Genomic DNA, 12389 nt, shown 5'->3' on the forward strand with positions numbered 1-12389 from the left:
ACTGAGCCCTGTAGAGTACAGAGCCCGTTCCGCTGTAGCCTAGACAATTACTGTCCAACTTTTGGGGCGCACTTCACTCCGCTATCGGGGGCAAGCCCCCTCCCACAGGGGTTGTAACAGGATCTCGGGGGTTATTTACCGGTCCACTCGGCTACGCGCTCAGGGTGTTTGGCAACCCAATCCTTGGCTGCGGCGTCAGGCTTGGCGCCCTCTTGGATAGCGAGCATGACTTCGCCGATTTCGTCCTTGGAGGCCCACTGGAATTTTTTCAGGAAGGCCGCAACTTCCGGCGCCTTGGCTTCCAGGCCTTTGCTGCCGATGCTGTTGACGGTCTCAGCAGCGCCATAAACGCCTTTTGGATCTTCGAGGAAGCGCAGTTTCCACTTGGCGAACATCCAGTGCGGCACCCAACCGGTGACGGCGATGGATTCCTGTTTGTCTTCGGCACGGGTCAGCTCGGCAATCATCGCCGCACCCGAGCTGGCTTGCAGCTTGTAATCGAGGCCGTACTGCTTGATGGCTTCGTCGGTCTTGAGCATTACGCCCGAACCGGCGTCGATACCGACGATTTTGTTCTTGAAGGTGGTGTCAGTCTTGAGGTCTTCGATGGACTTGGCCTTGACGTACTCCGGCACGATCAAGCCAATCTTGGCATCCTTGAAGTTAGGACCGTAGTCGACAACCTTGTCTTTGTTCTTGGCCCAGTATTCACCGTGAGTCACGGGCAACCACGCCGAGAGCATGGCATCGAGCTTGCCGGTTGCTACGCCCTGCCACATGATCCCGGTGGCAACCGCCTGCAGTTTCACGTCATACCCGAGCTTTTCCTTGATCACCTCGGCCGCCACATGGGTGGTGGCTACGCTGTCGGACCAACCGTCCACGTAACCGATGCTCAGGGTTTTGCTGTCGGCGCTGGCCAGTGTAGAGCTCATCGCAACTACCAAAGTGGCAGCTGCGCCCAAGAGTCGTCGCATCTTCATCGTACTTCCCCGAAAGTGCTGCGCTCGGCGGATGCCGAGCGACGTCAACCTGTTGTTGTGTAGTGCACCGCGCCCCTTTCACGCGCATCGATCCAGCGGCTGCGACATCAGTGGAGTGCTGACCCTTGGATCATCGGCCTGCGCCGGCCTTCGACCTGCTCTGTCAGCGACCTCTTACAAGCAGGAAACGACATCACATAGCCAGCAGGGCGCTTAGCTGAACGAGCGTTCAAAAACCCGCCCGAACTTTGCATGTCAAAATCGTGCAACCACCCTTGAGCCACACAATTGCGGGTAAGATGCGCGCCTTTGCTTTCCAGATAAGCCGACCATGACCGCGACTGCCCGCTTCCCTGCCCTGCCCTATGTATTCGCCCTGATCCTTGGCCTGCTGGCCCTTGTCGGCTACTGGTACGGCCTCGGCCGACCGGTGGTGCTGCCGGACGTCGCCAGCGCCAGCCACAAGCTGCAATGTGCGTCCTACACGCCTTTCGACAAAGACCAATCCCCCTTCGACCAGCCGTTCACGCTGCGCCCGGCGCGCATGGACGCCGACCTGGCCTTGCTGGCTACCCGCTTCGAATGCATCCGCACCTACTCCATGACCGGCCTGGAAGGCTTGCCGGCCCTGGCGCGCAAGCACGGTTTGAAGCTGATGATCGGCGCGTGGGTCAGCGCCGACCCGGTAGCCACCGAAAAGGAAGTCGATCTGTTGATCGCCGCGGCCAACGCCAACCCGGATGTGGTCAGCGCTGTGATCGTCGGCAACGAGGCGCTGCTGCGCAAGGAAGTCACCGCCGGGCAACTGGTGAAGCTGATCCAGAAAGTCAAAAGCCAGATCCAGCAACCGGTCACCTACGCCGACGTCTGGGAATTCTGGCTGCAACACCCGGAAATCGCCCCAGCGGTGGATTTTCTGACCATTCACCTGCTGCCCTACTGGGAAGACGATCCGTCCGGCATCGACCAGGCGCTCAAACATGTGGGCGATGTACGACAGACCTTCGGCAACAAGTTCGCGCCCAAAGACGTGCTGATCGGCGAAACCGGCTGGCCCAGCGAAGGCCGCCAGCGCGAGACGGCGTTGCCGAGCCGGGTCAACGAAGCCAAGTTCATGCGCGGCTTCGTCGCCATGGCCGAGGCCAATGGCTGGCACTACAACCTGATTGAAGCCTTTGACCAGCCGTGGAAGCGCGCCAGCGAAGGCGCTGTGGGTGGTTATTGGGGCCTGTTTGATGCCGATCGTCAGGACAAAGGCATCCTCGCCGGCCTAGTGAGCAATGTGCCGTACTGGCCGTTGTGGCTGGGCGTCGGCGGCGTGATCCTGCTGGGCACGTTGGTGCTCGGCGGTCGCGTTCGCAGCCCCCGTGCCGCGCTGGCCCTGCCTTTACTGGGCGCTATCGCGGCATGCTCGATCGGCACCTGGGCCGAGCTGACCCGCCTGACTGCGCGCTTCAACGATGAGTGGGTGTGGGCTGGGCTGCTGCTGGCACTGAACCTGCTGGTGTTGGCCCATGCCGCGCTGGCCCTGAGCGCTCGCGAAGGGTGGCGCGGGCGCATGTTCAATTGGTTGGAACAACGCGCGGGCTGGCTGGTGGCATTCGCCGGCTTCGCGGGCGCGGTCATGATGCTGGCGCTGGTGTTCGATCCGCGCTATCGCAGTTTCCCCAGCGCCGCACTGGTATTGCCGGCGCTGGTGTACCTGGCACGCCCGGTAACCGGCCCACGTCGGGAGATTGCGCTGCTGACCTTCATCATCGGCGCCGGCATTGCGCCGCAGCTATTCCGTGAAGGCTTGCTGAACCAACAGGCGTGGGGTTGGGCAGTGGTCAGCGGGTTGATGGTGGTCGCGTTGTGGCGGTGCTTGCGGGTGCGCAGGGCTTAATACTGCCATCGGGGGCAAGCCCCCTCCCACACTTGATTGGGTTTACACATTTCCAATTGTGAATACCGGCGAATGTGGGAGAGGGCTTGCCCCCGATTGACCCGATCAAACGCCCCGAGGCTGTCTGACCAACCGCAACCCCGCAATCACCACCGCAAACACCGCAAAGGTTGTGTTGTACAACGCCAGCGCCGGCAGCCCGAACACCAGCCCCGCTACCGCGAGGCCCCACCCAGTGCGACCCGCTACAAAAAATGCGAGCACCGAGGTCACCAGCGCCGCCCAGCCCAGCACTTTGAAATGGATCATCAAACCCAGGTTCGAGCGCAGCTGGCATTCCCAGCGACTGGCCTCGTCGACGCAAATGCCGACCCACCGGCCGTCCTCCATAAAGCCATAACGCGCGGCATAGCTGGCAGCCAGCCAAAGTGGCAAGGCAATAAGCAGCAGAATCAATGGCAAACGACGGGACATGGAGCACTCCGAAAGGCAAAAACGGCGCTCAGCTTAATGCGCCAACGGCCGTTAGCAAGGTGCATACACACAATTAGTGTTCAGCAGGGGCTGGCAAAGTGTATCGTCTGGCTACTATTACCCCGAATCCGACGGTTTTTTACGACTTTTCGCACCGAGTGCTGGCACTTCGGTGGTACGGCGGTGGTCATAGCCTGCGAACTTCATTCAGCACGTTTCCTCTTAGGGATTAAGTCATGCTCCGTTCCTTGCGCTGTGCTGCCTTACTGGGCAGCCTTTTTTTGAGTGCGTCAGCACTGGCCGTCGATATCGACCAAGCCAGCTATGGCTACCCTTTGACCAACCCGTTCGAAGCGACCATCGCCACGACCCCGCCAGATCTTCGGCCTAAGCTGCCGACCGACGACGAAATCAACCAGTCCGACTACACCCTGAATATGCGCCCGGAGCGCGAGTTCAGCCTGCCGGACAATTTCTGGGCGGTGAAGAAACTCACCTACCGTATCGCCAAGCAAGACCGCGCCGCGCCGTTGATCTTCCTGATCGCCGGCACCGGCGCGCGCTATGACAGCAGCCTCAACGAGTACCTGAAAAAGCTGTACTACCAGGCCGGCTACCATGTGGTGCAACTGTCGTCGCCCACCAGCTTCGACTTCATCGCCTCGGCATCGCGCTTCGCCACCCCCGGCATCAGCCAGGAAGACGCCGAGGACATGTACCGCGTAATGCAAGCCGTACGCGCCCAGAACGCCTCGTTGCCGGTCACCGACTTCTACCTCACCGGCTACAGCCTCGGCGCTCTGGATGCGGCGTTCGTGAGCAAACTGGACGAGACCCGTCGCAGCTTCAATTTCAAGAAAGTGCTGCTGCTCAACCCGCCGGTGAACCTCTACACCTCGATCACCAACCTCGACAAATTGGTCCAGACCGAGGTCAAGGGCATCAACAACACCACCACCTTCTATGAACTGGTGTTGAACAAGTTGACCCGCTACTTCCAGCAAAAGGGCTACATCGACCTCAATGACGCCCTGCTCTACGACTTCCAGCAGTCCAAGCAGCACCTGACCAACGAACAGATGGCCATGCTGATCGGCACCTCGTTCCGCTTCTCGGCGGCCGATATCGCCTTCACTTCGGACCTGATCAACCGTCGCGGCCTGATCATCCCGCCGAAATACCCGATCACCGAAGGCACCAGCCTGACGCCGTTCCTCAAGCGCGCGCTGCAATGCGACTTCGATTGCTACCTCACTGAACAAGTGATTCCAATGTGGCGCGCCCGCTCCGACGGCGGCAGCCTGTTGCAACTGGTCGACCAGGTCAGCCTGTACGCGCTCAAGGACTACCTGCACGCCAGCCCGAAAATCGCCGTCATGCACAACGCCGACGACGTGATCCTGGGCCCGGGCGACCTGGGCTTCCTGCGTAAAACCTTCGGCGATCGCTTGACCGTCTACCCCCTGGGCGGCCACTGCGGCAACCTCAATTACCGCGTCAACGCCGACGCCATGCTGGAGTTCTTCCGTGGCTAAATATCTTCTGCTGCTCGCTGCCCTGATGTGCGCGGGCGTGGCCAATGCCGATAACAGCAAGGCTCACGAGCCGACGCAGCTGGGTGATGACGGTTTCAAGCAACCGCTGACCAAGCTTAAATTCAACCCCGGCCTGGACCAGCGCGAGTTCGAGCGCTCCTCGCTCACCGCCCTCAATGTGTATGACCCGCTGGAGTCCTGGAACCGTCGCGTCTACCACTTCAACTACCGTTTCGACCAATGGGTGTTCCTGCCCGTGGTCAACGGTTACACCTACGTGACCCCCAGTTTCCTGCGCACCGGCGTGAGTAACTTTTTCAACAATTTGGGCGATGTGCCCAACCTGTTGAACAGCCTGCTGCAACTCAAGGGCCACCGTTCCCTGGAAACCACCGGGCGTCTGCTGCTCAACACCACCGTCGGCATCGCTGGCCTGTGGGACCCGGCTACCGCCATGGGCCTGCCGCGCCAGAGCGAAGACTTCGGCCAGACCCTGGGTTTCTATGGCGTGCCTGGCGGCGCATACGTGGTACTGCCGATCTTCGGCCCGTCGAACCTGCGCGACACCGCTGGCTTGCTGGTGGATTACACCGCCGAGTCGCAGATCAACTTCCTCAACGTCTCCGAAGTCAGCTCCAACCACCCGGAAATCTGGGCCCTGCGCGCGGTGGACAAGCGCTACCAGACCAGCTTCCGCTACGGTCAGATGAATTCGCCGTTTGAGTATGAAAAGGTGCGCTACATCTACACCGAATCGCGCAAGTTGCAGATTGCCGAGTAAGTGACGCGCACAAAAAGGCCATTCGATTGAATGGCCTTTTTTTGTGTCCGACCGTGGCTGAAATGACATGGTTTGGAACCTTTCTTACCGATTCGCCACGCAAAGTCCGGTATCACGACCAGACAGGCCTGACAACTATCCGGCCGAGGCTCTATTACCAACCTTGAACTTTGCAGTGGACATTCCCTATGACGTTATCCGTTAACGCCCTCAGCACCTTCGCGCCAACCCCCTCCTTCGCACCGGCAACCGCCCCTGAGCCAGCAGCCCACATTGACGTGGGCACCCCACGAGGGGCTTATGGCCGGCCAGCCGGCGATAACCGCAGCGCGCAAGAGATTTTCAAAGACAACCCGATTCTGAAAGATGTGCTCAAACGAGACGGATCTTTCTCAAGCGATTTTCTCAACCAGCTCAAGCAACAGACTGGCGATTGGAGCTCCGCCAACACCAACCCCGAATCACGCGCGAATGCCGCCTATAACCTGGCCGAAGTGGTTAACTACGTCGACGGCCGCGAAGGACTCAAACGGCAGGACGCTTCGCAACAGCACGATCAACACCTGCAGGGGTTTGGCCAATTCGGCAGTGTTTCGGCAGGTTCCGAAGCGCAGCTATTCAAGGCATTCAGCGTAAAGGGTTACGCAGCGTTGAAATAACCTGACTCTGCAGCAAGCGTGTGGTGGGCGCTGAACTCATGCCTTCACGACTTGCCACAGCTTGCTTGCGGTCGACACCAGCGCCAGCACAATCGCCCCGGCAATAATCCCCGCAACCGCATTAAGCAGCGTCGGCATCAACCACGCCACGGCGCCCGTGCTCTGGCTGACCGTCTCGATCCAGTGATGCACCACCGGCACGCCATGGGTCAGGATGCCGCCGCCCACCATGAACATCGCCGCCGTGCCGATCACCGACAGGCTCTTCATCATGTACGGCGCCGCGCGCAGGATGGCGCCACCGACGCTGCGGGCCATCTGGCCGGGTTTCTGGCTCAGCCAAAGGCCCAGGTCGTCCAGCTTGACGATGCCCGCCACCAGCCCATAGACGCCGATGGTCATGACAATCGCAATGCCCGACAGCACGACCACCTGCTGCATCAATGGCGCAGCGGCCACGGCGCCCAGGGTGATCGCGATGATCTCGGCCGAAAGAATGAAGTCGGTACGCACCGCGCCTTTGATCTTGTCCTTTTCAAAGGCCACCAGGTCGGTGGCCGGGTCTGCAACGGCCTTCGTCAGTTGTTCGTGCTCGGCCTGGTCTTCGGCCTTGCTGTGCAGAAATTTATGCGCCAGTTTCTCGAAGCCCTCGAAACACAGAAAAGCACCGCCCAGCATCAACAAAGGGGTGACTGCCCAGGGGACGAAGGCGCTGATCAACAGCGCGGTGGGCACCAGGATCAATTTGTTGATAAACGAGCCCTTGGCCACCGCCCACACCACCGGGATTTCCCGCTCGGCGCGCACACCGGACACCTGCTGGGCATTGAGCGCCAGATCGTCGCCGAGCACGCCGACGGTTTTCTTCGCGGCCATCTTTGTCATCAGAGCGACATCGTCGAGTACCGTGGCGATATCGTCGATCAACGCCAGCAAACTGCTTCCTGCCATGAAACGCACTTCCGTAAGAGAAAAGATGACGCGAGCATAGCGCGGCGCAAGGCGTTGCGGACACATTGTTGAGGCTCGCGGATACCCGGTGCTACCATGCCCGACCGCCTGCACTGGCAAGGAAAACCCTGGTTTATGAGCACCATTCGCGAGCGCAACAAAGAAAAAATCCTGCGGGCGGCCAGCGAGGAGTTTGCCGACAAGGGCTTCGCCGCGACCAAAACCAGCGACATCGCCGCCAAGGCCGGGCTGCCCAAGCCCAACGTCTACTACTACTTCAAATCCAAGGACAACCTCTACCGCGAGGTGCTCGAAAGCATTATCGAGCCGATCCTGGCTGCGTCCACGCCGTTCAACCCCGAGGGTGAGCCGGCGGTGGTGCTGAGCAATTACATCCGCTCGAAAATACGCATCTCCCGCGACCTGCCCTTCGCCTCCAAGGTGTTCGCCAGTGAAATCATGCACGGCGCCCCGCACCTGAGCGCCGAACAGGTCGAGCAGCTCAACGCCCAGGCCAAGCACAATATCGACTGCATCCAGAGCTGGGTGGATCGCGGATTGATCGCGGCAATCGACCCCAACCACCTGATGTTCAGCATCTGGGCCGCAACGCAGACCTATGCCGATTTCGACTGGCAGATTTCCGCGGTGACCGGAAAAGCCAAGCTGGATGAGGCCGATTATGAAGCGGCGGCGCAGACCATTATCCGGTTGGTGCTCAAGGGCTGTGAGCCGGACTGATACACCGCAGAGCCGGTGCCCATCGGGGGCAAGCCCCCGATGAGGCCCTGAAAGTCACACACTGTTCAAGCCGACACCCCCGCATCCGCCATTAACCCCACCCCCTCGATCGCCGTGATCGCACACTGCTCGTCAATATCCGACGTATCCCCACTAATCCCGATCGCTCCCAGCACCCCACCGTCCTGACCGCGAATCAACACGCCACCCGGCGCCGGCACCACGCTGCCCTGCCCCAGGCTGTTCAGCGCAGCGATAAACGCCGGACGTTGTTGCGCGTCCAGCGCCAGCAGGCGCGAACCCTTGCCCAGCGCAATCGCGCCCCAAGCCTTGCCGATGGCGATCTGCGGGCGCAGCAGGCTGGCGCCGTCTTCGCGTTGCAGGGTGATCAAATGGCCGCCGCTGTCGAGCACTGCGATGGTCAGGGGCGCGGCGCCAATCATACGGCCCGCAGTAAGGGCCTGGCTGGCGAGTTGAGTGGCGGTTTTCAAGGTTAAAGCGCTCATGGTGCCGTCCTTCTTTTGTTATTGGGAAAGCGATGGAGGTCTGATTGATCAGATGCTCGATCATACAAATAGAACACAATGATTTACTATTTTGTATACAATATTTTCCCACAAACCCACCACACGTCGAAAAAAGGCGTTCCGCCGAGCATGATCGGTCACGAATAAAATGCGTTGACCTGCACAGCTCGCCGTGAATACACTTTGGACAGACACCACTTGTATACAATTACAAAACGCAAGAGGCACCAAAATCATGAGCAAAATGAGAGCAATCGAAGCCGCCGTCCTGGTGATGCGCCGTGAAGGTGTGGACACTGCCTTCGGTATCCCCGGCGCCGCGATCAACCCGCTGTATTCGGCTTTGCAGAAAGTGGGCGGCATCGATCACGTCCTTGCTCGCCACGTTGAAGGCGCCTCGCACATGGCCGAGGGTTACACCCGCACCAAGGCCGGCAATATCGGTGTGTGCATCGGCACGTCGGGCCCGGCGGGCACCGACATGGTCACCGGCCTCTACAGCGCCTCGGCCGACTCGATCCCGATCCTGTGCATCACCGGCCAAGCGCCCCGTGCCCGTATGCACAAGGAAGATTTCCAGGCCGTGGACATCACCAGCATCGTCAAGCCGGTGACCAAATGGGCGACCACCGTGCCCGAACCCGGCCAGGTGCCCTACGCGTTCCAGAAAGCTTTTTATGAAATGCGCTCCGGCCGCCCCGGCCCGGTATTGATCGACCTGCCGTTCGACGTGCAAATGGCTGAGATCGAGTTCGACATTGACGCTTATCAGCCACTGCCCCTGGCCAAGCCGCTGGCCACCCGCGTACAGGTGGAAAAAGCCCTGGCCCTGCTCGACCAGGCGGAACGCCCGCTGTTGGTCAGCGGTGGCGGCGTGATCAACGCCGACGCCAGCGAGCTGCTGGTGGAGTTCGCCGAACTGACCGGCATCCCGGTGATCCCGACCCTGATGGGTTGGGGCACGATCCCCGACGATCACCCGCTGATGGTGGGCATGGTCGGTCTGCAAACCTCGCACCGTTACGGCAACGCGACCATGCTCAAGTCCGACGTGGTGCTGGGCATCGGTAACCGCTGGGCTAACCGCCACACCGGTTCGGTCGAGGTATACACCGAAGGCCGTAAGTTCATCCACGTGGACATCGAGCCGACGCAGATTGGCCGCGTTTTCACACCGGACTTGGGCATCGTGTCCGACGCCGGTTCTGCCCTGACGATGTTCATTGAAGTGGCCCGCGAATGGAAAGCCGCCGGCAAGCTCAAAGACCGCAGCGCCTGGCTGCATGATTGCCAGCAACGCAAGGCCACCCTGCAGCGCAAGACTCACTTCGATGCGGTGCCGGTCAAGCCGCAACGGGTGTACGAAGAGATGAACCACGTGTTCGGCAAAGACACCTGCTACGTCAGCACCATCGGCCTGTCGCAGATTGCCGGCGCGCAGTTCCTGCACGTCTACAAGCCGCGCCATTGGATCAATTGCGGCCAGGCCGGCCCGCTGGGCTGGACGATTCCGGCTGCGCTGGGGGTGGTCAAGGCCGACCCGAGCCGCAAAGTAGTGGCGCTGTCCGGCGACTACGACTTCCAGTTCATGATCGAAGAACTGGCGGTGGGCGCGCAGTTCAAACTGCCGTACATCCATGTGGTGGTGAACAATTCCTACCTGGGTCTGATTCGCCAGGCCCAGCGTGGTTTTGAAATGGACTACTGCGTGCAGCTGTCTTTCGACAACCTCAACGCCCCGGAACTCAATGGCTATGGCGTGGACCACGTGGCCGTCGCCGAAGGCCTGGGTTGCAAGGCCCTGCGCGTGTTCGAACCCAGCCAGATCGCGCCGGCCTTGCGCCAGGCCGAGGCCATGATCGAAGAATTCAAGGTGCCGGTGATCGTTGAGATTATTCTGGAGCGGGTGACCAATATTTCCATGGGCACCGAGATCAACGCCGTCAACGAATTCGAAGACCTGGCCCTGGTCGGCAACGATGCGCCGACTGCCATTTCCCTGCTCGATTAAGGAGAACCCTATGCCGCGCTTTGCCGCCAACCTGTCCATGCTGTTCACCGAACAGGACTTTCTCGCTCGCTTCAAAGCGGCCGCCGATGCCGGCTTCCAGGGGGTGGAGTACCTGTTCCCTTACGAGTTCAGCTCTGCCGAGATCAAGGCGCAACTCGACGCCCATGGCCTGACTCAAGTGTTGTTCAACCTGCCGGCCGGTGACTGGGCCAACGGCGAGCGCGGCATGGCGTGCCATCCGGACCGGGTCGAGGAATTCCGCGCCGGGGTCACGTTGGCCATCGCCTACGCCGAGGTGCTGGGCAATACGCAAATCAACTGCCTGGCCGGTATTCGCCCCGCCGGTGTCGACGACCAACAGCTGGAAGACACCTTCGTCGCCAACCTCAAGTACGCCGCCGACAAACTGAAAGCGGCGGGCATCAAACTGGTGATGGAAGCGATCAACACCCGCGACATCCCGGGCTTCTACCTGAACAACACCGCTCAGGCCCTAGCGATCCGCGAGCGGGTGGGCAGTGACAATCTGTTCCTGCAATACGACATCTACCACATGCAGATCATGGAAGGTGACCTGGCCCGCACCATGGCCGCGCACCTGGGTGAGATCAATCACATCCAGCTGGCGGACAACCCGGGGCGCAACGAGCCGGGGACCGGGGAGATCAACTATCGCTTCCTGTTCGAGCACCTGGACCGGATCGGTTACACGGGTTGGGTCGGCTGTGAATACAAGCCGTTGACCACCACCGAAGCGGGTCTTGGCTGGCTCAAAACCCTGCGGGAGGAGGCTTGCACCCGATAGCGGCAGCTCAGTCAACACTGTTTTGCCTGGCACACCGTCATCGGGGGCAAGCCCCCTCCCACATAACAAGAGGATTTCATCATGGCTAAAATCGGCTTTATCGGCACCGGCATCATGGGCCAACCCATGGCCGCCAACCTGCAAAAAGCAGGTCATCAACTGTTCCTCTCCGAGCACCACGGCAAGGCCCCGCAAGCACTGATCGACGCCGGCGCCGTGGCGCTGGCCAGCCCGCAGCAAGTGGCTCAGGAGGCCGAGTTCATCATTGTCATGGTGCCGGACACTCCGCAGGTCGAGGACGTGCTGTTCCGTACCGACGGCGTGGCCGCCGGGCTGTCGCCGAACAAGGTGGTGATCGACATGAGTTCGATCTCGCCCACCGCCACCAAGTCCTTTGCCGCCAAGATCAACGAGCACGGCGCGCAGTACCTCGATGCGCCGGTGTCCGGCGGTGAAGTCGGCGCCAAGGCCGGTACTTTGAGCATCATGATCGGTGGCGAGCCACAGACTTTTGAGCGCGCCCTGCCGCTGTTCCAAGCCATGGGCAAGAACATCACGTTAGTGGGCGGTAATGGCGATGGCCAGACCGCTAAGGTCGCCAATCAGATCATCGTGGCGCTGAACATCCAGGCGGTGGCCGAAGCGTTGCTGTTCGCCGCCAAAAACGGTGCCGACCCAGCCAAGGTGCGCGAAGCGCTGATGGGCGGTTTTGCCTCGTCGAAAATCCTCGAAGTACACGGCGAACGCATGATCAAGGGCACCTTCGATCCGGGCTTCCGCATCAACCTGCACCAGAAGGATTTGAACCTGGCCCTGGCCGGCGCCAAAGAACTGGGGATCAACCTGCCGAACACTGCCGGTACTCAGCAGGTGTTCAGCACCTGTAATGCGCTGGGGGGCGGGAATTGGGACCATTCGGCGCTGATCAAGGGATTGGAGCATATGGCGAATTTCTCGATTCGCGATCAGTAATGCCTTGATCAAATGTGAGAGGGGGCTTGCTCCCGATAGCATGTCTTCTGTAGCTGATAGACCGC

Annotated in this window: 12 protein-coding genes; 8 read left to right on the plus strand and 4 right to left on the minus strand. The window is 60.5% G+C overall.

Features of this window, described 5'->3' with window-relative positions; all coding sequences use genetic code 11:
- Positions 1–131: 131 nt before the first annotated feature.
- Entirely contained in the window at positions 132–983 is an 852-nt protein-coding gene (locus ACFZPT_RS22405) for a glycine betaine ABC transporter substrate-binding protein (RefSeq protein WP_034096659.1), read from the minus strand.
- Between the two features lie 331 nt (positions 984–1314).
- On the opposite strand from ACFZPT_RS22405, the gene ACFZPT_RS22410 reads away from it, so the two are divergent.
- Complete coding sequence (locus tag ACFZPT_RS22410; protein ID WP_034096658.1) at positions 1315–2868, plus strand: glycosyl hydrolase family 17 protein; 1554 nt, start codon at positions 1315–1317, stop codon at positions 2866–2868.
- A 105-nt stretch (positions 2869–2973) separates the two neighbouring features.
- Here ACFZPT_RS22410 and ACFZPT_RS22415 read toward each other — a convergent pair whose 3' ends face one another.
- Positions 2974–3342 (minus strand): hypothetical protein, encoded by a 369-nt coding sequence (locus ACFZPT_RS22415; protein ID WP_034096657.1) that lies wholly within the window; start codon positions 3340–3342, stop codon positions 2974–2976.
- 236 nt (positions 3343–3578) lie between these two features.
- On the opposite strand from ACFZPT_RS22415, the gene ACFZPT_RS22420 reads away from it, so the two are divergent.
- The 3 genes from ACFZPT_RS22420 to ACFZPT_RS22430 all read left to right on the plus strand — a co-directional run bounded on the left by ACFZPT_RS22420 (position 3579) and on the right by ACFZPT_RS22430 (position 6317).
- Positions 3579–4877, plus strand: coding sequence for a serine/threonine protein kinase (locus ACFZPT_RS22420; RefSeq protein ID WP_034096656.1), 1299 nt, complete (start codon positions 3579–3581; stop codon positions 4875–4877).
- On the plus strand, positions 4870–5658 hold the full coding sequence (locus tag ACFZPT_RS22425) for a VacJ family lipoprotein (protein WP_034096655.1): 789 nt from the start codon (positions 4870–4872) through the stop codon (positions 5656–5658). Before ACFZPT_RS22420 ends, ACFZPT_RS22425 begins: the two co-directional genes overlap by 8 nt.
- Positions 5659–5846: 188 nt before the next feature.
- Positions 5847–6317, plus strand: coding sequence for a hypothetical protein (locus tag ACFZPT_RS22430; RefSeq protein WP_099313118.1), 471 nt, complete (start codon positions 5847–5849; stop codon positions 6315–6317).
- A 36-nt stretch (positions 6318–6353) separates the two neighbouring features.
- Here ACFZPT_RS22430 and ACFZPT_RS22435 read toward each other — a convergent pair whose 3' ends face one another.
- Complete coding sequence (locus ACFZPT_RS22435; RefSeq protein ID WP_379555759.1) at positions 6354–7268, minus strand: DUF808 domain-containing protein; 915 nt, start codon at positions 7266–7268, stop codon at positions 6354–6356.
- A gap of 135 nt (positions 7269–7403) precedes the next feature.
- Here ACFZPT_RS22435 and ACFZPT_RS22440 point away from each other — a divergent pair, with 135 nt between their 5' ends.
- On the plus strand, positions 7404–8009 hold the full coding sequence (locus ACFZPT_RS22440; protein WP_040266283.1) for a TetR/AcrR family transcriptional regulator: 606 nt from the start codon (positions 7404–7406) through the stop codon (positions 8007–8009).
- 65 nt (positions 8010–8074) lie between these two features.
- On the opposite strand, the gene ACFZPT_RS22445 is transcribed toward ACFZPT_RS22440, so the two are convergent.
- Positions 8075–8515 (minus strand): heme-binding protein, encoded by a 441-nt coding sequence (locus ACFZPT_RS22445; RefSeq protein WP_034096652.1) that lies wholly within the window; start codon positions 8513–8515, stop codon positions 8075–8077.
- Between the two features lie 256 nt (positions 8516–8771).
- Between ACFZPT_RS22445 and gcl the strand changes: the two genes are divergently transcribed.
- The 3 genes from gcl (at position 8772) to ACFZPT_RS22460 (ending at position 12324) form a co-directional block, all read left to right on the plus strand.
- Entirely contained in the window at positions 8772–10547 is a 1776-nt protein-coding gene (gene gcl, locus ACFZPT_RS22450; RefSeq protein ID WP_379555757.1) for a glyoxylate carboligase, read from the plus strand.
- 10 nt (positions 10548–10557) lie between these two features.
- A complete protein-coding gene (gene hyi / locus ACFZPT_RS22455; protein WP_099313115.1) occupies positions 10558–11352 on the plus strand; it encodes a hydroxypyruvate isomerase in 795 nt (264 codons plus the stop codon).
- A gap of 81 nt (positions 11353–11433) precedes the next feature.
- Complete coding sequence (locus ACFZPT_RS22460) at positions 11434–12324, plus strand: 2-hydroxy-3-oxopropionate reductase (protein ID WP_034096649.1); 891 nt, start codon at positions 11434–11436, stop codon at positions 12322–12324.
- The last annotated feature ends 65 nt before the right edge of the window (positions 12325–12389 follow it).

The sequence above is a fragment of the Pseudomonas sp. MD330_10 genome (genome assembly GCF_042610415.1).
Classification (GTDB): domain Bacteria; phylum Pseudomonadota; class Gammaproteobacteria; order Pseudomonadales; family Pseudomonadaceae; genus Aquipseudomonas; species Aquipseudomonas rhodesiae.